This window comes from Cupriavidus sp. 96C5-1, assembly GCF_057798855.1.
The window spans coordinates 1-21,587 of sequence record NZ_JBYOJU010000018.1 but is presented as its reverse complement, the minus strand read 5'-3'; the positions used below and the strand labels follow the sequence as shown (position 1 = coordinate 21,587).

Annotated in this window: 21 protein-coding genes and 1 pseudogene; 13 read left to right on the top strand and 9 right to left on the bottom strand. The window is 67.2% G+C overall.

The genetic code is table 11. The annotated features are described in order from the left end of the window. Positions 1-277 precede the first annotated feature (277 nt). Positions 278-577, bottom strand: a complete 300-nt coding sequence (locus tag AC3FOF_RS19995) for an antibiotic biosynthesis monooxygenase family protein (protein WP_017229015.1) — start codon at positions 575-577, stop codon at positions 278-280. A 71-nt stretch (positions 578-648) separates the two neighbouring features. Here AC3FOF_RS19995 and AC3FOF_RS19990 point away from each other — a divergent pair, with 71 nt between their 5' ends. From AC3FOF_RS19990 to AC3FOF_RS19960, 7 genes are all read left to right on the top strand, one after another. Continuing rightward, entirely contained in the window at positions 649-897 is a 249-nt protein-coding gene (locus AC3FOF_RS19990) for a hypothetical protein (protein ID WP_488727571.1), read from the top strand. 47 nt (positions 898-944) lie between these two features. After that, a complete protein-coding gene (locus tag AC3FOF_RS19985; RefSeq protein WP_017229017.1) occupies positions 945-1,250 on the top strand; it encodes a FeoA family protein in 306 nt (101 codons plus the stop codon). 19 nt (positions 1,251-1,269) lie between these two features. Next, entirely contained in the window at positions 1,270-3,141 is a 1,872-nt protein-coding gene (gene feoB / locus AC3FOF_RS19980; protein WP_488727570.1) for a ferrous iron transport protein B, read from the top strand. A gap of 17 nt (positions 3,142-3,158) precedes the next feature. Continuing rightward, positions 3,159-3,479 (top strand): DUF6587 family protein, encoded by a 321-nt coding sequence (locus AC3FOF_RS19975; protein ID WP_276268771.1) that lies wholly within the window; start codon positions 3,159-3,161, stop codon positions 3,477-3,479. A 400-nt stretch (positions 3,480-3,879) separates the two neighbouring features. Further along, positions 3,880-4,044 carry a hypothetical protein gene (locus AC3FOF_RS19970; RefSeq protein WP_488727569.1) on the top strand — a complete coding sequence of 55 codons (165 nt, stop codon included), beginning with the start codon at positions 3,880-3,882 and terminating at the stop codon, positions 4,042-4,044. Positions 4,045-4,157: 113 nt separating this feature from the next. Further along, positions 4,158-5,855, top strand: coding sequence for a 2-isopropylmalate synthase (gene leuA, locus AC3FOF_RS19965; protein ID WP_276268792.1), 1,698 nt, complete (start codon positions 4,158-4,160; stop codon positions 5,853-5,855). A gap of 399 nt (positions 5,856-6,254) precedes the next feature. Next, positions 6,255-6,899, top strand: coding sequence for an OmpW/AlkL family protein (locus AC3FOF_RS19960; RefSeq protein ID WP_488727568.1), 645 nt, complete (start codon positions 6,255-6,257; stop codon positions 6,897-6,899). A gap of 47 nt (positions 6,900-6,946) precedes the next feature. Here AC3FOF_RS19960 and AC3FOF_RS19955 read toward each other — a convergent pair whose 3' ends face one another. Further along, the gene (locus AC3FOF_RS19955; RefSeq protein ID WP_488727567.1) at positions 6,947-7,642 is read right to left on the bottom strand and encodes an HD-GYP domain-containing protein; all 696 of its coding nucleotides are present in this window, start codon (positions 7,640-7,642) and stop codon (positions 6,947-6,949) included. 347 nt (positions 7,643-7,989) lie between these two features. Next, a complete protein-coding gene (locus AC3FOF_RS19950) occupies positions 7,990-8,187 on the bottom strand; it encodes a hypothetical protein (RefSeq protein ID WP_488727566.1) in 198 nt (65 codons plus the stop codon). Positions 8,188-9,197: 1,010 nt separating this feature from the next. Between AC3FOF_RS19950 and AC3FOF_RS19945 the strand changes: the two genes are divergently transcribed. Beyond that, on the top strand, positions 9,198-10,175 hold the full coding sequence (locus AC3FOF_RS19945) for an OmpA family protein (protein WP_488727565.1): 978 nt from the start codon (positions 9,198-9,200) through the stop codon (positions 10,173-10,175). Between the two features lie 99 nt (positions 10,176-10,274). Here AC3FOF_RS19945 and AC3FOF_RS19940 read toward each other — a convergent pair whose 3' ends face one another. Further along, positions 10,275-11,771, bottom strand: a complete 1,497-nt coding sequence (locus AC3FOF_RS19940; RefSeq protein WP_017231040.1) for an AMP nucleosidase — start codon at positions 11,769-11,771, stop codon at positions 10,275-10,277. Positions 11,772-11,943: 172 nt separating this feature from the next. Between AC3FOF_RS19940 and AC3FOF_RS19935 the strand changes: the two genes are divergently transcribed. Together AC3FOF_RS19935 and AC3FOF_RS19930 are read left to right on the top strand one after the other, a co-directional pair. Then, a complete protein-coding gene (locus AC3FOF_RS19935) occupies positions 11,944-12,333 on the top strand; it encodes a GNAT family N-acetyltransferase (protein ID WP_017231041.1) in 390 nt (129 codons plus the stop codon). A gap of 66 nt (positions 12,334-12,399) precedes the next feature. Further along, on the top strand, positions 12,400-12,834 hold the full coding sequence (locus AC3FOF_RS19930; protein ID WP_017231042.1) for an EamA family transporter: 435 nt from the start codon (positions 12,400-12,402) through the stop codon (positions 12,832-12,834). A 4-nt stretch (positions 12,835-12,838) separates the two neighbouring features. Here the strand turns inward: AC3FOF_RS19930 and AC3FOF_RS19925 are convergent, their stop codons facing one another. Both AC3FOF_RS19925 and AC3FOF_RS19920 read right to left on the bottom strand, forming a co-directional pair. Further along, positions 12,839-13,843, bottom strand: a complete 1,005-nt coding sequence (locus AC3FOF_RS19925) for an MBL fold metallo-hydrolase (RefSeq protein ID WP_488727564.1) — start codon at positions 13,841-13,843, stop codon at positions 12,839-12,841. Between the two features lie 76 nt (positions 13,844-13,919). Then, positions 13,920-14,525, bottom strand: a complete 606-nt coding sequence (locus AC3FOF_RS19920; RefSeq protein ID WP_488727563.1) for a nuclear transport factor 2 family protein — start codon at positions 14,523-14,525, stop codon at positions 13,920-13,922. 297 nt (positions 14,526-14,822) lie between these two features. Here AC3FOF_RS19920 and AC3FOF_RS19915 point away from each other — a divergent pair, with 297 nt between their 5' ends. Further along, on the top strand, positions 14,823-16,919 hold the full coding sequence (locus AC3FOF_RS19915) for a ParB/Srx family N-terminal domain-containing protein (protein ID WP_488727562.1): 2,097 nt from the start codon (positions 14,823-14,825) through the stop codon (positions 16,917-16,919). Between the two features lie 57 nt (positions 16,920-16,976). Here AC3FOF_RS19915 and AC3FOF_RS19910 read toward each other — a convergent pair whose 3' ends face one another. The 3 genes from AC3FOF_RS19910 to AC3FOF_RS19900 all read right to left on the bottom strand — a co-directional run bounded on the left by AC3FOF_RS19910 (position 16,977) and on the right by AC3FOF_RS19900 (position 19,774). Further along, positions 16,977-17,963, bottom strand: coding sequence for a Bug family tripartite tricarboxylate transporter substrate binding protein (locus tag AC3FOF_RS19910; RefSeq protein WP_017226670.1), 987 nt, complete (start codon positions 17,961-17,963; stop codon positions 16,977-16,979). A 72-nt stretch (positions 17,964-18,035) separates the two neighbouring features. Further along, a complete protein-coding gene (locus AC3FOF_RS19905; protein ID WP_276268763.1) occupies positions 18,036-18,416 on the bottom strand; it encodes an AtuA-related protein in 381 nt (126 codons plus the stop codon). Further along, positions 18,413-19,774, bottom strand: a complete 1,362-nt coding sequence (locus AC3FOF_RS19900) for an acyclic terpene utilization AtuA family protein (RefSeq protein WP_276268762.1) — start codon at positions 19,772-19,774, stop codon at positions 18,413-18,415. Before AC3FOF_RS19900 ends, AC3FOF_RS19905 begins: the two co-directional genes overlap by 4 nt. A 179-nt stretch (positions 19,775-19,953) precedes the next feature. Between AC3FOF_RS19900 and AC3FOF_RS19895 the strand changes: the two genes are divergently transcribed. Both AC3FOF_RS19895 and AC3FOF_RS19890 read left to right on the top strand, forming a co-directional pair. Further along, on the top strand, positions 19,954-20,850 hold the full coding sequence (locus AC3FOF_RS19895; RefSeq protein WP_488727561.1) for a LysR family transcriptional regulator: 897 nt from the start codon (positions 19,954-19,956) through the stop codon (positions 20,848-20,850). A gap of 500 nt (positions 20,851-21,350) precedes the next feature. Beyond that, positions 21,351-21,587: pseudogene (locus AC3FOF_RS19890) on the top strand (type VI secretion system tip protein VgrG); the annotation flags it as partial.

Genomic DNA, 21,587 nt, shown 5'->3' with positions numbered 1-21,587 from the left:
CCCCTTGCCCCGGGACATCGCCGGGCGATCAGGCGGCAACATCGATGTCGACGGGCCCCGTCCCATCCCCGGCCCCGGCAATCCATCCCCACAAAAGAAGAATGCCACTTGCTTTACCGGCAAGCGGCATTGTCAAAATACGCGTGGAACGGGGTGTTCAGCGTGCGGAGAGCTTACCCGCTCCCCCCCCTTCCGACCAATAACGCAAATGCGTTAATCGGCTCCCCCCATCTCACGGGTGAAACAGTCACGGGTGAAACAGCGGGACCGGCTGTCCTCAGAACCCTGCTACCGCGACGCTGACGTGCCCCACATCGGGCGCCGCGGCAAAGTACTCGCCGACCAGCTTGCGCCACTCGGCAAAATCCTCCGACTCGCGAAAATCGACCATGTGGTTCTCGACGGTTTCCCACTTGACTTCGAGCGTGTAGTTCGAAGGATTCTCGATCGACCTGAGCAGCCGCATGCCGTGGCAGCCGCGGGCACGCTGGAACAACGTTGCGGCCTTGGCCACGCCGGCCTCGAAGGCGGCTTCCGTACCCGGTTTGATCTGAAACTGCGCAATTTCGAAAATCATCGTTCGTTCTCCGTGGATTGGCGTGTCGAGAAGCGCGCAACAGCCGCGGCGTGCGCAAGCAGGATGGCTTCATGCAGCCCGCTCTCGTGGGTCTCGATACAGATTGCCATGCTAACACTCGCCTGCCGCGTATCGGCGGCGGCCGGGCAAGCGGCATGGAAGCGGCGAGCACGCCGCCTTTGCGCAAGCCGCGCGCGCAGCGCGGCGTGGCTGCTTGCTTTTCATCTGCACAAGCACAACGCTCAGCCGCGCAAAAACACAACGCCGCCAGGCAAATCGGCTACAATGGGAACGATTTTCATTTACCAACCCTGGCGTGAGTTTGCCGACCGCGTGCCGTGCCTCGCGCCAACGGACTGGAAGCCTCATGCGGTTGTCTGAACTTCCGCGGCGCACTGCCGCAGTCATCGTGACTGTCGATGACACCTCCTCCAACGATCCCGTGGCTCGTCGCCTGCGCGAGCTTGGCTTTGTCCCCGGCGAGGCCGTGCAGGTCATCGCGCTGGGGCCCTTCGGCATGGATCCCCTGGTTGCCCAGGTGGGCTTTACCCGGTTTGCGTTGCGCCGCTCGGAGGCGGCGCGCATTACCGTGGAGGCGGTCAGCGCTTCCGTCTCCAGCATCTCCCCGGCCGCGCAGCCCGACGCGCCCGCCGCCAAACGCTCCGCTGCCTGACCGGGCACCTGCCAAGACCATGTCTGCCGTCTCCCCGACTTCCGCTTCCCAGCGTCCCGCCCTGCGCGTTGCGCTGGTGGGCAACCCCAATTGCGGCAAGACCGCGCTGTTCAACCGCCTGACCGGCAGCCGCCAGAAAGTGGCCAACTACGCCGGCGTCACCGTCGAGCGCAAGGAAGGCCATTTCGTGTCGCCGGCCGGCCGCCAGGTGCGGGTGCTCGACCTGCCGGGCGCCTACAGCCTGCATGCGGCCAGCCTCGACGAGGCCATCACGCGCGACGTATGCCTGGGCCAGCGCCCGGGCGAGCCGCGCCCCGACCTGCTGGTGTCGGTGGTGGATGCCACCAACCTGCGCCTGCACCTGCGCTTTGTGCTGGAGCTGCGCCGCCTGGGCCTGCCGATGGTGCTGGTGCTCAATATGAGCGATGCGGCGGCCAAGCGCGGCATCCACATCGATCGCGACAAGCTCGCCGCCGCGCTCGGGGTGCCGGTGGTGGAGACCGTGGCCGTCAAGCGGAACGGCGCGACCAACCTGCTGGCCGCGCTCGACGCCGCCCTGCCGGCGGTGCCGGCGGCGCCCGCCGAGACCGGTTCCGACCTGGACGTCCACCAGGAGGTCAAGCGCCTGCTGGATGCCGCCGTCACCATGCCGGCGCGCACGGCCGCCATGGACGACCGGCTCGACCGCATCGTGCTGCACCCGGTGTTCGGCCTGATGATCCTGGCCGTGCTGCTGTTCCTGATGTTCCAGGCGGTGTTCTCCTGGGCCGCGCCGGTGATGGACGGCATCGAGGGCGGCGTGCACTGGTTCGGCGAGATCGTCGGCAGCCACCTGCCCGAAGGCATGCTGCGCAGCCTGCTGGTGGATGGCCTGATCGCCGGCCTGGGCAGCGTCATCGTGTTCCTGCCGCAGATCCTGATCCTGTTCCTGTTCATCCTGACGCTGGAAGAATCCGGCTACCTGCCGCGCGCCGCCTTCCTGCTCGACCGCCTGATGATGGGCGCCGGCCTGTCCGGACGCTCCTTTATCCCGCTGCTGTCGAGCTTTGCCTGCGCCATTCCCGGCATCATGGCAACCCGCACCATCCAGGACCCGCGCGACCGCATCACCACCATCCTGGTGGCGCCGCTGATGACGTGCTCCGCGCGGCTGCCGGTGTACGCGCTGCTGATCGGCGCCTTCATCCCGGCGCGCACGGTGATGGGGCTGTTCAACCTGCAGGGGCTGGTGCTGTTCGCGCTCTATGTGGCGGGCATCGTGAGCGCGCTGGTGGTGGCCTACGTGCTGAAGTATTTCCGCCGCGACCGCACCGACCATCCGCTGCTGATGGAGCTGCCCTCCTACCGCATCCCCAATCCGCGCGACGTGGCGCTCGGATTGTGGGAGCGTGCCCGCATCTTCCTGTCCCGCGTGGGCAGGGTGATCCTGACGCTGACGGTGCTGCTGTGGTTCCTGGCCACCTTCCCGTCGCCGCCGGCCGGCGCCACCGGCCCGGCCATCGACTACAGCTTCGCCGGCATGATCGGCCGCGCGCTGGAGCATGTCTTCGCGCCGGTGGGCTTCAACTGGCAGATCTGCATCGCGCTGGTGCCAGGCCTGGCCGCGCGCGAGGTTGCCGTGGGCGCGCTGGCCACCGTCTATGCGCTGTCCGGCAGCGAGGACGCCGTCGCCAGCCAGCTCGCGCCGATGATTGCCGCCCAATGGTCGCTGGCCACCGCGCTGTCGCTGCTGGCCTGGTACGTGTTCGCGCCGCAATGCATCTCCACCTTGGCGGTGATCCGGCGCGAGACCAACTCCTGGAAGGTGATGGCGGCCTCGGCCGCCTACCTGGCAGGGCTGGGCTACCTGGCCGCCTTCGCTACCTACCGCATCGCGCTGATGTTCAGCTAAAGCAAAGGACCGCAGCCATGAGCCTCTATCACGCCTTTGAAGCCCTGCTGGTGCCGCTGATCGTGCTGGCCTGCGCGGTCTCGGTGGCGGCGCGCTACGCGCCGCGTACGCGCGAGCGTCTCAAGGCCGGGCTGGCCGCGCGTCTCGGCGGCGGCGCAGCCACCGGATGGCGCCAGCGCGCCGTGGCATGGCTGGCGCCGCAGGCCGCGGCCGGCTGCGCCAGCGGCTGCGACAGCGGCGGCTGCAATACCTGCGGCTCCAGCACCACGGACGCCGCTCAGCCAGCGCCTGGCGCCCGTGCGGGCGAGCAGGTCATCCGCTTCGTGGCGAAACGCTGAAACACATCGAAAACACGCCGTCGCCGGCGTGTTTTCGACCACGCAGAAACGGGTACGCTTTGGGGTGCGCGGCACGGATTTGCAGCTTCGCCCGCCCCCCTTCGCAATAGCGCGCCCCTCGTTCCCGCCGCTCTTTCCCGCTCCGATACCTGCCCGGTGGCGCCGGGCATCATTCCGTTGCATTCCAATAAAGCCGGTCAATCATCGGCATGGGTATTCGCGACCGGACCGCCTGATGGCCATGACGCGTCCGATGGCCGGCTACTTGACGCCCGCGTCGCTTCTCGACTATTCTCTTTCGGGTGCATAGCTGCCGCAAAGGCGTTATCGCACCCGGCCAAAACACCCAAGGAATCGACGGAAGCCGTATCATCCGGCCCCGCTTCCCACCCAGCGCGCAATGCACCAGACCACCTGCCTCCACCGCCAAGCCGCCGATGCGTTCCGCATCGCCGCTGCCGCGCGCGTGCTGGCGGCAGGCCGTGCACTGGCCATCGCGCCGGCGCTATCCGTGCGCCTCTCCTCCTCGCTACTGCTAGACCTACCGATCGGTTGCCGGGCCTAGGGCCTCGTGGCAGTTCGGCAGCCTTGCGCCACCCTTTTTCCGCTTTAGCATTCAGCGCCTTTTTTTAGCGCTTCGCGTCCCGCATCTTCCCGCGAGGAAGGAGAACCGTCATGATGTTGCGTAACCCCGCCGCCAAATACCGCCCCGCCGTCGCCGTCGATCTCGCTGATCGCACCTGGCCCGATCAGCGCATCACGCGCGCGCCGATCTGGATGAGCACCGATCTGCGCGATGGCAACCAGGCCCTGATCGAGCCGATGAGTCCGCAGCGCAAACTGCAATTCTTCGAGCAGCTGGTCAAGATCGGCCTGAAACAGATCGAGGTGGCCTTCCCCTCGGCATCGCAGACCGATTTCGATTTCGTGCGCATGCTGATCGAGGAAGACCGCATTCCCGACGACGTCACCATCGTGGTGCTGACACAGGCGCGGGAAGACCTGATCCGCCGCACCGTCGAATCCGTGCGCGGCGCGCCGCGCGCCGTGATCCATCTGTACAACCCCATCGCGCCCTCCTTCCGCCGCATCGTGTTCGGCGCGAGCCGCGACGAGGTCAAGGAGATCGCGCTGGAAGGCACGCGGCTGATCAAGGCGCTGACGGACGCCATGCCCGGGACCGCCTGGTCGTACGAGTACTCGCCGGAAACCTTCAGCATGACCGAGCTGGACTTTTCGCTCGAGGTCTGCGATGCGGTATCGGCCATCTGGCAACCGAGCGCGGCCCGTCCGCTGATCCTGAACCTGCCGACTACGGTGGAATGCAGCACGCCCAATATCTTCGCCGACCAGATCGAATGGATGCACCGGCATCTCGCGAGACGCAGCGACATCGTGCTGTCGGTCCATCCGCACAATGACCGCGGCACCGCGGTAGCCGCCGCCGAACTCGCCGTGATGGCCGGCGCGGACCGCGTGGAAGGCTGCCTGTTCGGCAATGGCGAGCGCACCGGCAATGTCGACCTTGTCACGCTGGCGCTCAATCTCTATACGCAAGGCGTGGACCCCACGCTCGATTTCTCCGATATCGACGAAGTGCGGCAGTGCGTGGAGCATTGCAACCAGTTGCCGGTGCATCCGCGCCATCCCTATGTGGGCGACCTGGTCTTCACCGCCTTCTCCGGTTCGCACCAGGACGCGATTCGCAAGGGCTTCGCGCAGCAGCAGGCCGACGGTATCTGGGAAGTGCCCTACCTGCCGATCGACCCGGCGGACCTTGGCCGCAGCTACGATGCCGTGATCCGCGTCAACAGCCAGTCCGGCAAAGGCGGCATGGCTTACCTGCTGGAGCAGGTGCATGGCATCTATATGCCGCGGCGCCTGCAGATCGAATTCAGCCGCGCGGTGCAGGCCATGACGGACCAGAGCGGGCTCGAAGCCAGCGCCGACGATCTCTACCGCCTGTTCAGGCGCGAGTATCTTGAAGACGAGGTGCCGCTGCGCTACGCTGGCCACCAGCTGGTGTCCGACAGCAAAGGCCAGGTGGAGATCGAAGTGGAACTGGTGCGGGAGGGCAAACCCGTCAGCGTGCGCGGCCGGGGCAACGGCCCGATCGATGCGTTCGTCGGCGCCTTCGCCGGCGCGCTCGATATGCCGGTACGGGTGATGGATTACCACGAGCACGCACTCTCGTCCGGCGCGAACGCCGCCGCGGCCTGCTACGTGGAGGTACGCGTAGGCGATTCCGCTACCGGTTTCGGCGCCGGCATCGACGCCAACATCGTCACGGCTTCGCTGAAGGCCGTGGTCTCGGGTGTGAACCGCCACCTGCGCGCCGCCAGCCAGGCGCAGCGCGAAGAGGCCATCGCGGACTAAAACGGCTGCATCCGCAACCAAGGTCTCGCCGCGGAAAAACCGGTGTGCCCCGCCCCCACGGGGCACACGCGGAAAGACGCCCTTGCGGGACGCCCACGACATGCTCGTTGCTTGACTGTGTGCACAGCGTAAGGCCCGCCGCGGCTCGCTGCCACGAATATTTGCGCATGATCTTAGAAGCCCGCACCGGCATTGGAAATGCGGAAGGCGGCCATGAACGGACCAATGCAGGGCGCATTCCGCTGCAATCGGCACCGATGAACGGGACGCCGTGGCAACGCCGCGACGCCCAAGGCAGCGTGCGCCACCGATAGGGATCTTCTTGCTTTCGGTCAAGGTTCGACCGGGAACGCTCCGCCACACTGTGCGTGAAGTTTCCCAATAAGCGAGCCAACCATCATGAAGAAGTCTCTACCTACCCGTCTTTCCACCACCGTTCTTGCCACACTTGCCTTGCTCGGTGCCGTTGCCGCGACGCCTGCCGCCGCCGACGACGAAACGCAGGGCAACTGGATGGTGCGCCTGCGCGCCACCTCCCTCAACATGGCCAACAAGTCGGACCCGATCGGCGGGGTCGGCCCGTCGGACCGCATCACGGTGAACGACAAGTGGATTCCCGAACTCGACGTCACCTACTTCTTCACGCCGCACATCGCCGCCGAACTCGTGCTGACCGTGCCGCAGAAGCAGAACGTCTCGCTGGACGGCAACAAGATCGGCTCCTTCACGCATCTGCCGCCTACGCTGCTGGTGCAGTATCACTTCATCCCCAACGGTACCTTCCGTCCCTATGTGGGCGCCGGCCTGAATTTCACCCGCATCTGGGGTGCCGACATCGCCAGCAACTCGCTATCGCTCGATAGCTGGAGCGTGGCGCCGGCGCTGCAGATCGGCATGGACTACAAGCTCACCAAGAACTGGTTCCTCAATGCCGACGTCAAGAAGGTGTGGCTGTCGAGCGACGTCAAGGCGGGCGGCGTCAAGGTCTCGAACGTGAGCCTGGATCCGTGGCTGTTCAGCATGGGCGTGGGCTACCGCTTCTAACGCCCGCCCGGGACGCCAGCCCGAAGGACGCTGCGGCAGCTTTCGCGTCAGGCATGCTCCCGGCGAGGGATCTGCCGCAATGCGTCGCGATTCAGGCCGTAGAAGCGCGCGACCACGGCCATCTCGGAGCCGGCGCCGATCAGCGCTTCCGCTGAGCGGCGGCTGTGCAGGATCTGCGGGATGCTGGCGAGAAAGATGCGCGTCACGTCCGGGTCGAAATGCGTGCCGGACCCCGCCGAGACGATGGACAAGGCATCGTCGTCGGTCATCCCGGGGCGATAGCAACGCGCTTCGGTCATGGCATCGAATGCGTCCGCGACTGCCACGATACGCGCGGCCAGCGGGATCTCCCGGCCAGCGAGGCGGCACGGATAGCCGGTGCCATCGAAGCGCTCATGGTGATGGTGAGCGAGTTGCGACGCCAGCCGCAACAGCGCATTCGAACTGCCTGCAAGTATGTTCGCGCCGATTTCGGCGTGACGCTCCATCACCTGGCGCTCCTCGGCAAGCAGCTTGCCGGGCTTGAGCAGCACCGCATCGGGAATGGCAAGCTTGCCGACGTCGTGCACTGGCGTGGCAAGCCGTATGCGCTCGCAGTCCGCCGCGTCCAGGCCAACCAGATCCGCAAGGCAGGCAGCGATGGCCGCGGTACGGACCAGGTGCCCTGACGCATGCGGATAGCGCAAGCAGCCGGCAAGCGTGAGGCTGGCCAGCGTAACGACCGCATGGTGATTCTTGGTCATTGTTCTAAAGTCGCGCGAGGTGCGAAGTGCGAAGGCCGCCGGAACGCAAGCCATGCCGTGCGGTGCCATCAGGCGCTTCGAAGTTTATCGCCGGCGCCGCGGGGTGTCTTGTCCCACCACGGGAGGGGCCGATACCTGCTGGATCCGCCCCATCGACCCTCGGGCGAGCGCGGCGCGGTAACAGACATTGCCGGCAAAGCGCGAGATTCTATGCCTGACCCGGCATATCGCCAAGGGGCCTTGGCTTCACAGGCAGAATTCCGCGGCGCGTGCCCGCGGCAGGAACACAGCCAGCGCGCCGATGCGGCCGACACGCCGGATGCCATTTCAATTCACCGGCGCAGACGCTACCAGAGGGTCCGGCACGAACGGATGGCGGCGTCGGCGAACTCGCGGTTGCTGTGCGGGACGCGGCGCGCATCGGCTACCCGTGCCGTGCCGGAGGCGGAGCTGGAAGCGCCGGCTTCGATGCGGCGCAGAAATGGCGAGGCCAGCCGTGCGGTGATGGCGGATGCACGAACGGTTGAGGAAAAGATCTTACGCATGCTCGACTCCTGGCCGCCCTTTTTCGCTATTGCACTTTGCACTGTTGGCGGGGCGGCGCAATGCCGGGGAATCCCGGCGGAATTCAACAAAGGAGCGGGCCTGCCGATTGGCCGGGGCGAGTCGTATCCGACCGGCCCCAAGACACCGCCGCCTTACCAGTCAGGCAAGACAGCGGCCGGTGAACGACTGCTGGCACGCCTGGTTTCGATAAGAAAATCGACTGGGGCAACTGTCCATATGGTTTCCTTATCCCCGGGACGAAAGGCCAAGCCCGGCACACCTGGAGGCGGATTGGCTCCGCGCTCCCCCTGGCGCTTGCAGCGCCCTCAGCCCCCCGCGTGGCCGCGCCTGGCGGCGAGGCTGTCAGCACCGCCTGGCACGGCAAGAGCGGCCTGGTGCGGCGGGACGTGGCACGATGTAATGAAGCTGTACAGCATGGGGCCTCCACGCTGGCTGACATGGCCAGCGTCTGCGCAGGCGGCGGCATGCGTGGGCATGCACGGACGAAAGCGTGCATGCCGCGGCAAGCGGATCGCCTGGTAAAGCAACGCGTAGAGGGAATGGCTTGCACGGAGAACCCGTGCAAGAAACCACTACCCGCCGGTATCGGCTAGGCAGTGGCGAGGTATCGCCTGGACTTGCCTAGCCGTTCAGGATTTGGCCGAGGGCCAACTAGAACAGCAGTCCATGGAAATAAATCCGTAGTAAAGACGGAGCGAAGGGTAACAAATGCGTTGCAGTCTTCGCAACTGTTTTTTCGGTGCGCCGCAAGGCCGGATTCGTCTCGCCGGGAGAAGCGGCGCGCATTCATGTGGCTGATGCGGATCACCGCTGTCAAGACGCATGCGTATGCGGCCTGCCTCTTGTCCACTGGCAGCGGCAAGAAATCTGCGCCAGATGTTGCGTGCACAAGACACAGCCACCAGCAAAACAACAGAAACCACAGACATGGAACAAAATCTCGCCTCTAACGGTATTTGTTGATTTGTTATTTACCAGGGAGTTGCGAGTGAAGAACCGAATAGTCGATGTGCGTGCGCGTGTTGCGGTATCCGTCCTTGGCCTCGGCCTGGCGGGCTCAGTCCTTGCCGCGTCCTTGCCGGACGAGCCAGGTTCCAAGGACCACCCGATGTTGACCCGGTTTGCCGGCGCCCAGATACGCGCCTACCAGCAGGTCGACTACGACGAGGCGATATTGCCCAACCAGCCCATCGCCACGAACCACTCGCCAAAGACGCTCGCGCTGGAAGGCAAGATCACCCGCATCGCCTATCGGATTCCCGGGCAGAAGTCCGTGCTCGAAATCTCGCGCAACTACGAGGCCGCATTGCAGAACGGCGGCTTCCAGACGCTGTTCTCCTGCAAGGGCAACGATCAGTGTGGCCCCGAATTCCAGTCCTATGTGATCAACGGGGGCAAGGTGCGCCTGGCCGGCCAGGGCGACGCCGCCTTCAACGATGGGTTCCGCGCCATCCTCGCCAAGAAGGCCACGCCGAAGGGCGACGTCTATGTCTTCCTCGACATCATGTCGGACCCGTCCAACAACCTGTCCGCCATCTATCAGCAGGTAATCGAGACCAAGGCGATGCAGACCGGGCAGGTCAGCGTGATCGACGCCAGGACCATGCAGACCTCGATCGCGTCGACCGGCAAGGTGGCCATCTATGGCGTCTACTTCGACACCGACAAGGCCGAGGTGAAGACGGAGTCCAAGCCCGCGCTGGATGAGATGGCCAAGCTGCTCAAGGCGGATCCCAAGCTCAAGGTCTATATCGTCGGGCATACCGACAACCAGGGCGCGCTGGCGCGCAACCTGGACCTGTCGCAGAAGCGCGCCGACGCGGTGGTGCAGGCACTGACGGCGTCCTACAAGATTCCCGCGGCGCGCCTGACGGCCAAGGGCGTGGGCTCGCTATCGCCGGTTGCCAGCAACGACGACGATGCCGGCCGCGGCAAGAACCGCCGCGTCGAACTCGTCAAGCAGTAAGCGCGGCCACCGCCTGCCGGGCCGTGGACTCCGGTCCCGGCGCCGGCATGCCCGCAAGGGGAAGATGCCGGGCGCAAGCACGTCCGGCGGGAGGCAGCGCTAGCGGAACGCCGGCTCGTCGAAGCTGCGCAGCTTGCGCGAATGCAGCTGCTCGGCACCGCTCTCGCGCAGGATGCGGATGGCTTCCAGGCCGATCGACATATGCTGGCTCACGCGCTGGCGATAGAACGCATTGGCCATGCCGCGCAGCTTGAGCTCGCCGTGCAGCGGCTTGTCGGAGACGCACAGCAGGGTGCCATAGGGCACGCGCAGGCGGAAGCCGTTGGCCGCCACCGTGGCGCTTTCCATGTCGATGGCAATGGCGCGCGACTGGTTGAAGCGCGCGTACAGCGACTTGGACTTGAGCTCCCAGTTGCGGTCGTCGGTGGAAACCACGGTGCCGGTGCGCATGCGGGTCTTCATCTCATTGCCAGAGAGCCCCGTGACGCGCGCCACCGCTTCCTGCAGCGCGACCTGGATCTCGGCAATGGGCGGCACCGGCACCCACGGCGGCAGGTCGTGGTCGAGCACGTGGTCGTCGCGCACATAGGCATGCGCCAGCACGTAGTCGCCGAGCTGCTGCGAGCGGCGCAGGCCACCGCAGTGCCCCACCATCAGCCAGCAATGCGGGCGCAGCACGGCGAGATGGTCGGTCATGGTCTTGGCGTTGGACGGGCCCACGCCGATATTGACCAGCGTGACGCCGAGCTTGTCCTCGCGCACCAGGTGATAGGCAGGCATCTGCGGCAGCGCGCGCGGGCGCAGGGCGTCGTCGGGCTCGGCCTCGCCGCGCTGCTGCACCACATCGCCGGGTTCGACGAAGCGCACGCAGCCGTCGGCGCCCTGCGCGTCTTCGGCCGCCATCAGCGAACGGCCCAGGGCGATGAATTCGTCCACGTAGCGCTGGTAATTGGTAAACAGCACGAAGCGCTGGAAGTGCTGGGGCGCGGTGCCGGTGTAGTGATACAAGCGCTGCAGCGCCAGGTCCACCCGCTCCGCGGGGAACATCGAAAGCGGGCCGGCCTCGCCGGGAACCGGCTCATAAGTGCCGTTGGCGATGGCGTCGTCGATGCGGCTCAGCTCAGGCAGCACGAAGGAGGCTTCGAGTTCGCGCGCCTGCGTGTAGCTGATATCCGTGGTGGAGGCTTCGATGACAAAGGGCAGCGGGATCGGGCGCCGGCTCACGCCGACCACCACCGGCACGCGGTGGTAGCGCATCAGGCGCTCGATCTGGTCGCGGTAGTAGTCGGCCAGCAGGTCGGGGCGGGTGACCGTGGTGCCGTACACGCCGGGGTAGGCTACCGTGCCCCAGGATGGCCGGCTGTCGGTAACCATGGTTTCGAGGTTGACCGAGATGCCGAGGTACGGGTAGCAGGCATGTGCCGCGGACGGCAGCGGCTGGCGCTGGGCAAAGGCGTCGAAGCGCGCGCGGATGGCGCCGACCGAAGCGTCGTAGATTTCCCGGATGCGAGCCAGCGCGGCATCGGCGTCGGTGAACTCGGCCAGCTGATCGGCCGGATGGGCGGAAGAGAAGATCGAGGCATTCATGGCAAACATGATACCCCGCCACCGGACGGACGCAACACGGGGCCCGCAAATTGACGGGCCTGCGCGCGCTCGCTACACTGCGTGCAGTCTTTTGCGGCCAGGCGCCGCACTCGCCTCGCGATGCGCCCCACGCCAGAAGGGCTGCGCCGAGTTGCCGTATGTGCTTGCATGGGGAGCCCCGATGGAAATCCGCAATCTGCTGCCAGAAGAAACCGAGGCGGCCAGACAACTCCTTGCGGCCAACGGGTGGGCCCACCGGGTCGCCAATGTGGAACGCTTCGCCCGCCTGATCGCCAACTCGCAACGCGTGGTGGTGGCGGTCGACGACGGACAGGTCGTCGGCTTCGCGCGCGCCCTGTGCGACGATATCTCCAACGGTTACCTGTCGATGGTCGCGGTGGCGCCCAGCCATCGCCGGCAAGGCATCGGCCGCGCGCTGGTACGCCACATCGTCGGCAACGATCCCGATATCACCTGGGTGCTGCGCGCCGGCCGTTCATCCGAGGCGGCCTTCTTCGGCCAGCTCGGCTTCGTGCCTTCGCTGGTCGCCATGGAGCGCCGGCGCTCCTGAGCCGTGCATGGATCGCCCCCCGGGCTCTGCCGGCCACTCAACTTTTCACCGCACTTCACCGACACCATGGCCACTTCCACCGGCTGGTTCCACTGGGCTTTGCTATCGGCCGGGTTCGCCGCGCTGACGGCGATCTTCGCCAAGATCGGGCTGGAAGGGGTCAACTCCGACCTGGCCACGCTGGTGCGCACCGCGGTGATCATCGTGGTGCTGACCTTCTTCGTGGTGCTGACGGGCAAGTGGAGCAACCCGCTCACGCTATCGCCCCGCACCTGGACCTTCCTGGTGCTGTCGGGCCTGGCCACCGGCGCCTCCTGGGTGTGCTACTTCCGCGCGCTCAAGATCGGCGACGCCTCCAAGGTGGCCCCGGTGGACAAGCTGAGCCTGCTGCTGGTGGCCGTGTTCGCCGTGATCTTCCTGGGCGAGCGCCCCAGCCTGCGCGAATGGGCCGGCATCCTGCTGGTGGGCGCCGGCGTGCTGGTGCTGGGATTCAAGCGGTAAGCCGTCAGCGGTCCGTGCGCAACGGCCCGTACTCCACCGGCACCCAGGTATAGCCCTTGCCCTCCGCCCGCACATGGCCGATCCCCGGGAACGGCAGGTGCGCGCCGGCCACCCACAGCTTGCCGCGCGCGGCATCGGCAAACAGCCGCTTGCGCGTGCGCACCGCCTGCCGGCTATCCGAATCGAACTCGATCGCCACATCCGGGCGGCGGAACTGCACCGCATGGCTGTGCACGATATCGCCCCACACCAGCATGCTTTGCCCGCCCGACTTGAACAGGTAGCCGCTGTGACCGGGCGTATGCCCATACGCCGGCACCGCGCTGACGCCCGCCACCAGCGTGTCGCCGGGGCGATAGGTGCGCAGCTGGCCGCTGGCCCGATACGGCGCCACGGCGTCGCGCGCCATGGCGAAGGCGGACTGTTCCGCCTGTGGCGCGCGCTGTGCGGCGGCGTCGTCCAGCCAATAGCCGGCTTCGGCCTGGCCGACATAGACCGTGGCGTTGGCGAACACCGGCTTGCCGTCCTCGCTCAGGCCGCAGACGTGGTCGCCATGCAGGTGGGTGAGCAGCACCGTATCGACCTGGCCGGGGTCGTAGCCCGATGCGCGCAGGTTCGCGGCGACGCGGCCAAGCGTGGGGCCGAAGCACGCGGCCGCGCCGGTGTCGACCAGGACCAGGTTGCTGCCGGTATTGACCAGGTAGGCATTGACCGCGGTCTGCATGCCCGGCGTGGCAGCCACGAACATGCGCGCCAGCAGCCTTCGCACCTCGCCCGGGCTGGTGTACTTCAGCAGTCGGGCATCGAGGTCGACATAGCCGTCGTAGAGCGCGGTGACCTCGAACTGGCCGAGCATCATGCGGTAATAGCCGGGAACCTGGTTCTCTTGCCGGGCCGGCGGCGCCTTGGGGGCCGGGCCTTGCGCCAGCGCAGGCAGGCAGGCAAGGGCAAGCGCGGCGCTCAGCGAAAGTGCCACGAGGCGGCGGCCGGCAAGGTTGGGCAGGGTCATGGGATGCTCCTCTGATCTATCCGGTGAACGGGATGGCGGGATACGACGCAACACCGCAACACCGCACCATACATGATCAGCGGTCCCCGGACCCTGCCCCCGCCTGCAGATAGGCCAGCACCGGCGCCAGCTGCGCCAGCGCGGGCGCCTGCCCGCAGGCCTGCCCGGCGCTGCACCAGGGATAGGGCAGCCGGGCCAGCCAGCCGTCCAGCACCGGCTGCGCGGCGTCGGCGGGCAGCACTTCCATGGCCTCGATCACGATGGTTAGCGCCTGCACGCGCCGGATGCCCGCCTGCATGGAGAAAACCCACGCGTAGCTGCCGCAGCCCACCCGCACGCCGCCGGTGGCCTTGTCGGTCATGCCGACCAGCCAGTCGCAGCCGTAGCGCCCGGCCTCCGCCCCGGGCGGGGCGTCGGTCAGGCAGAACGTGTAGACGTTGTCGTAGGTCTGGCCGAAGCGCCGCACCAGCACGTCGCTGATGGCGGCCAGGCCCTCGCTGCGCCCGGGGAAGGCAATGGTCTCGGACTTGACCGTCATCTCCAGCGTGGCGTCCGGGGCAAACGCATGCGCCATCAGGTGCGGGCGGTTTTCGTCCTTGGCGCGGACATAGGTGCGGATCAGCGCCTGTGGGGCGAGGGCATCCGGGCGCGCCGTTGCGCTGGGAACTGCAGGTGCGTTCATGTTGTGCCTTGTGTATGCCTGCGCATGGCTGCGGGCCTTGCGCGGCGATGGTGGGGTGGAATGCGTGGTCTGCCGGCATGGTAGCCCGGCGCGCGGGCCTGCGGCGAAGCGGCCCTGCCGCCAGCAAGGTCGCTGCCGCGCCCGGGTTTGCGTTCGCCGCCGCCATCCTCAATGTATTGCCCACAATGCCTTGCGTCACAGGCAGGTCATCGAACCGACATAGATTGATGCTCTTTAGCCACCCGGCACAGCACGGGACGGCAAACGAGAACAACGGAACGGGTGAGGGATATCGATATGATCAAGCGCAAGCATTGGGCGGCTATCGCCTGCGGCGTGGCCACGGCAGCGCTGGCAGCCTGCGGCGGCGACGGTGACACGGCACCGCAAACCGGCGCCGGTGGCAATACGGGCGGCGGCAATGGCGGCACGGTGACGCAGCCCGCCGCTCTCGCGCCGCTGGCGGGCGGCTCGCTCTATGTGGGTGCGGCGAGCTTTGGCGACACGGTATCGGTGCAGCTCGACCAGCCGGCCGCGGGCCAGGTCACGCTGCGCTTTCTCGATTCCCGCTTTGGCCTGGCCGGCGCCCTGGTGGGCAGCTACACGCGCAACGGCGACACCTACAAGGTTGCCAGGCTGGCGGCGGCTACGGCCGACGTCCCCGCCGGCCTGGCTGCCGCCGCGAGCGCGATCGGCTTCGAATTCGTGGTCGATGCCGGCGTGCTGTCCGGCGCGCTGGGCCAGGTGCCCAACCTGGCCGCCGGCGGCGGTGCCCTGCTGCAGGGCTACGTCAGCGCCGCCAACAAGGGCGCCCAACTGAGCGATATCGCGGGGGTCTACAGCTATCTGCGCCAGGCCGGCGGCACGTCCGGTGCGGGGCAGGTCAGGATCTTCGCCGACGGCACCCTGCGCGCCTGCGCCGGTGCCGCCTATGCCGACAACTGCGCCGGCGGCGAGAGCGGCCGGCTGAGCGCGGAAGCCGACCAGCAGCGCTTCCCCGGTGCCTTTGCCGTGACCCTGGGCGGCGCCAGGATCGGCCGCCTGTTCGTGGCGCGCCAGGACGGCCAGGCCACGCTGTTCGTCGACGAGGCGGCCACCAACGCCAACGGCAGCGCACGCAACGGCAATTGGGTGCTCAAGAGCGCGCAGGCGGTCGCCGCGGGCGCCAGCGACGGCGACTGGCTGTGCGCCGAGCCCGAGCTCGATGCCGGCAACGCGCCGACCGGCCGCACCCGCCGCAACTTTGTCTCGATCGCCGGCACCCGCCTCGCCGCCGACCATATCGCCAGCAACGTCACGCTGAGCTACAACACGGCCGGCGGGGCCAGCGGCACGCTCGCCAATGGGGCCAACGGCCTGGTCTACGGAGCCTGGCAGGACGCCGCCGCCGGCCAGCCGCAAGCCGCGCTGGCGCTGCTGCCGGTCAGCGCCAGGCTCGCATACCAGTTGCGCGACGTGCCCGGCACCGCACGCCGCCTGCAAGGCGTGTGCACAGCGCTGGCGGCCGAATCGCCCACCACCGCCTATCTGCAGGCCAAGGCCGGCGATATCGTGCAAGTCACGCTGGCCGACCTGCGCCCCACCCAGCCCGCCATCGGTTTCGACCAGATCTACTACAAGCTGGGCCGCTACGCCGCCGACCCGGCCAAGAAGTTCGACGATGCCTGCGAGGCCAACGGCCAGAACAAGGCCAAGACCACCACCGCCGCCTCGCGCGTGGACGACCTGGCATCCTTCACCTGCACCAAGACCGTCGGCACCAAGCCGGAGGATATGAAGACCATGGTGATCGGGCCGGCCGGCAAGCCGTACCTGACCGACGGCCACCATACCTTCACCAGCGTGTGGGAAACGGCGGACGGCGGCCCGCAGGCGAAGATGTGGATCAAGGTGCAGGACAACTTCGCCACGCAGGACCGCGCCACCTTCTTCCGCACGCTGCGCGCGCGCAACCTGATGTGGCTGAAAGACACCGCGAACCGTCCGACCACGCCGGCCGAGCTGCCGCTGTCGCTGGGCCTGCGCAACGGCATGGGCAACGACCGCTACCGCTCGCTGGTGTATTTCACCCGCGATATCGGCTATCAGCAACTGACCGACGCCACCGAGTTCACGGAGTTCTACTGGGGCGACTGGCTGCGCCAGCGCGTCAACCTGGACAATTACCGCCTGGATGACACCGCGAGCTACCTGAGCGCCGTACGCGCGGCGGCCACCGCCATGGTGGCGCTAGCCCCGGCCGATACGGTCAGCAACGGCAAGACCGCGGCGGCACTGGGTGGTCTCGCCGCCTTCAACGAGACCGAGTTCACCGCGCTGTCGCAGCCGGTGGGCAGCGCCAAGCCCGGCAAGCTGCCGTATGCCGTGGGCTACAAGGCGACCTTGCCGCAATAAGCGGAAAAGGCCGTATCGCCGTGCGGGTCATCCGCACGGTGATACGGCTGCCATGCCTTATTCAGGCTGGATATTGGCGGCCTTGATGATGCGGCCCCACTTGGCCGATTCCAGCGCCTGGAACCTGGCCAGTTCGGCCGGCGTACTGGTGAACACTTCGGTGCCCGTGGTCTGGTAGAAGCTGGCCGCGGTCTCGCTCCTGGCTGCCTTCACCAGCATGGCGTTGAGCTTGTCCACCACCGGCTGCGGCGTCCTGGCCGGCGCGTAGGCCGCGAACCAGTAACTCATCTCGTAGCCCTTGACGCCGGCCTCGTCGATGGTCGGCACATTGGGCGCCAGCGGCGAACGGGCCTTGCCCGACACGCCCAGCGCCTTGAGCTTGCCGCTCTTGACCTGGGGCAGGCCGGTTGCGGTGTCGGTGATCATCATCTGGATCTGGTTGCCCAGCAGGTCGGTGAGCGCGAGCGGGTTGCTCTTGTAGGGCACGTGCAGCAGCTGCACATGCGCCATCTGCTGGAACAGCTCGCCGGCGATGCGCGAGGACGAGCTGCCGCTGCCGAAGCTCAGCTTGCCCGGCTCCTTCTTCGCCAGCGCGATGAAATCCCCCACGCTGTTGACCGGCAATTGCGGGTTCACCACCATGATCTGCCCGCCACGGCCCAGCGCGGTCAGCGGCGCGTAGTCCTTGACCGGATCATAGGGCAGCTTCTTGAACAGATGCTCGTTGGCCGCATGCGTGGTGTTGGTGCTGATCAGCACGGTATAGCCGTCGGGGCTGGCCTTGGCCACGTCGCCGGCGGCGATGAAGCCGTTGGCGCCGGGCTTGTTGTCGACCACCACCGTCACCTTGGCGTCCACCGTGATGGCCTGGCCGATCGCGCGGGCGAGCTGGTCCGTCGCGCTGCCGGCGGCGAACGGCACCACGAAGCGGATCGGCTTGTCCGGGAACTCCGCGTGCGCGGGGCCGGCCAGCAGCGCGAGCGCGGCGGCGGCGATGCCGGTGGCCGCCTTCAGGGCGGAAGCGGGCTTGCTGTATGCGGACATCGTTGGTCTCCTGTTCGAATCTCGATGCGTTGTAGTCTTTGATTCGTCGTGGTTTGGTTTTGATGCGGATATTCAGCCGGCGCCGGACAGGCGTGGCGGCAGGGGAATTTCCAGTTGCAGCAGCAGGAAGGACAGTGCCTTTCCGTGCGTGTCCAGGTTGAGCGCATCGTTGACGCCGCCATCGAGCACGCCGTCGATGACGAAGTTCATGGCCTGCAGCGATGGCACGAGGTAGCGCCTGACCGCTTGCGGCTGACGATGCCGGAACAGCGCCGCAACGGCGTCTTCGGTCACATGGGCGGCAAGGTGATCGAAATCGCGCGGGTCGTAGGCGATCACGCTGATATTGGAGCGATCGCCCTTGTCGCCGGTGCGGCCATGCGCGAGCTGGTAGAGCGCGATGGTTGCGGCCGGGGCGTGCGGGTGGCCCGCATGGGTTTGGGTAGCGTTCATGGCAGCAGGGTGTGGCTTGCGTTGACGGCGCTGCGCGGCACCAGGCAGGACATCGCGTTCAGGCGTGCGCGCAGCGCGGTGCGCACGCCGCCGCCGCCGGCCGGCCCGCAGGTATAGAGCGCATTGATTTCGCGCAGCAGCGCTTCGGCCACGGGCTTGTCCTCATGCGCGAGCGCGGCGCGCAGGCGCACGTCCCGTGCCTGCGCCTCGCCCGCTTGCGGCTGCGCCAGCAGGCGGCCGCCGTCGTCGGCGAACACGCTCAGCACACCGATCAGGTCGAAGCGGATCGCGGCGTCGTGGCCGAGCAGCCGCATGCGCTCGCGCACGATCTGCGCGGCCAGGCGCGCGCGCGCCGCGGCGTTGGGGCCGGCGTAGGAGATCTCGCCCTCGGCGATCCAGCCGCCCTGGTAGAACAGGTTGGCCTTGAGTTGTTCGGGCCGCTCGCGGCCGCGCACATTGCGCACCGCCACGCGATCCGGCCCGGTCTGCTCGACCGTGGCCGCGCTGATGTCTGCGATCACGTCGGGCGTGAGATAAGCAGCGGGGTCGTGCACTTCGTAGAGCAGTTGCTCCTTGACGGTGCGCAGGTCCACGCAGCCGCCGGTATCCGCGGCCTTGCCCACCTCGATATTGCCGTCTTGATCCAGGCGCACGATGGGGTAGCCGACGGCATGCACGGCGGGCACGTCCTTCATGCCGGGATCGGCGAAATAGCCGCCGGTGACCTGCGCCCCGCACTCCAGCAGGTGGCCGGCCATGGTGGCGCGCGCCAGGCGGTCCCAGTCCTGCCACGACCAGCCGAAGTGGGCCATCGCCGGGCCCACCGCCAGCGCGGGATCGGCCACGCGGCCGCATACCACCACCTGGGCGCCTTCGGTCAGCGCGTCGGCGATGCCCCGCGCGCCAAGGTAAGCATTGGCGCAGACGAAGCGCGCCTCGGGAAAGCCCGCGCCGACGATGTCCCGCAGCACGGCGCGGCCGGCATCGTGCGAGAGGTCGTCGCCCTCCACCACCGCGACGCGCGGCGGCGGCAGGCCTAGCTCCGCAGCCAGCGCGCGCACGCGCCGCGCCGCGGCGCGCGGGTTGGCGGCGCCGAAATTGCCGACGATGGGAATGCCGTTGGCCAGGCACAGCCCAAGCACCGGCGCCAGCAGCGCGTCCAGCAGGGGCTCGTAGCCATGGGCGGGATCGGAGCGGCGCGCGAGCTGGGCCAGCGCCAGCGTACGCTCGGCCAGCGTCTCGAACATCAGCACGGCCGGGCCGCCCGCCGCGATCAGGGTGCGCACCACGGGCAGGGCGGCATCGGTACGGTCGCCGGAGAAGCCGGCGCCGCAGCCGATCAGCAAAGGGGCGGTCATGGGAAATGGCCTGGTGAGGAAAACATGGCCCGCACGGCGCGGGCGATGGAGGCATTCTAGACGCGCCCGCGTCAGCCAAAAAGCGGATAATTTGGATTAATCTATCGACTTTCTCGATGAAACGCGGCAGGGCCGGAGCCGCTTGCCATCGGAGCCTGCCTGCCGCCGAGTACTTGCCAATGAACCTCTCCGTCAAACACCTGCGCGCCTTCGTGGCCCTGGTCACGCACCGCAACTTCACCCGCGCGGCGCAGGCTTGCCACTTGTCGCAGTCGGCCTTCAGCGCGCTGATCCAGACGCTGGAGGAACAGGCCGGCACGCGGCTGTTCGAGCGCACCACGCGCCATGTGGAGCTGAGCGTGGAGGGGCGGCGCTTCGAGGAAGTGGCGGCGCGCCTGCTGGCGGATTTCGAGACCGCCTTCGAAGAGTTGCGCGACCACGCCGAGCGCCGCAAGGGACGGGTATCGATCGCCGCCCTGCCGTCGCTGGCCGCGGGCGACCTGCCACCGGTCCTGGCCGCCTTCCACCAGCGCTATCCCGGCATCGCGCTGGAACTGTTCGACCTGCTGGCGGACGGCTGCATCGACCTGGTACGGCGCGGCCGTGCCGACTTTGCGCTGGCGCCCGCCCCGGCGCAGGACAGCGACCTGCGCATCGAGCCCCTGGTGGCGGACAGCTTCCACCTGGTATGTCCGGCGGACCACCCGCTGGCGCGCCGCCGGCGCGTCGCACCGCAGGCGCTGGCGGGCCTGCCCTTCATCCAGCTCTCGCGTACCAGCAGCGTGCGCCAGCACCTGGACGCGGCGCTGCATCCGCTCAAGCTCAACGGGGTGATGGAAGTGGAACATCTCGCCACGGTGGCAGCGCTGGTGGCGGCGGGGCTGGGCATCACGGTGGTGCCGGCGCTGGCGCTGTTCCAGTTCCAGCGGGAGGGCCTGGCGATCCGGCCGTTGCAATTGCCTTCGCTGGTGCGGGATATCTGCCTGGTGCGGTTGAAGGAGAGAGGGGACTCGGCGGCGGCGGCGGCGATGATTGAGGCCTTGCGGGCGCATTTCGGGCGGGGGAGGGGCGGTTAGCAATTTCAGATAGGGTTCGCCGAACATGGCGCGCTCCTCCCCATGCAGCCATCCTCCGGCCTGCGCGATATCGCGAGAATTGGGCGCGGAGATCAGCGTCGCATCGGCCGTTGTATCTGCCTTCAGCATCAGGCCCTTCGCGCAAAGCGGATCGCTGACCACAGCCAGCGTCTTCGTACTCAGATTCTGAATTTCGAGCAAAGGCCGAAACGCATCGTCGTCACCTAGAGGTAGAGCGGCTACCCTTTCCTATTGACGTCTTGCCAGTGTCCCCGGTGTACTGACTCGGTCCTTTCCTGGTCAAAAAGCAGAAATTTCCCAGAGCAATCGAGGCCCCGCTTGCGGTATAGCTAGTGGCATCCGGTCATTGATGCCTATCGATACGGACAATCAGGGGAGGACTCACGGTCCTCGCGTGTTTAATGCAAGGCGAGCGGGCGCGTTCTTCAGGCAATGCGGTGCGCGTGCGGAGATTGGATCGCCCTGGGAACGGAGCAAGCATGGCGGACTTAACGGATGGCCTGGAGGCTTACGGCAACACAGCACATCGGGCGGTGACAGGGCGGCAGGCGTATTCTCTGGAGGTGCCGGCGTCAGCCAGCGCCAAGGCGTTGTCGGTGGTGTCGTTCGAAGCCGTCGAGCGCATGGGCGAGCCCTACACCGTGACGATCCAGCTGACGCACCCGCTGGAACTCGACCGCGCGGATTATCTCAACAAGGACGCCACCTTCGTCATC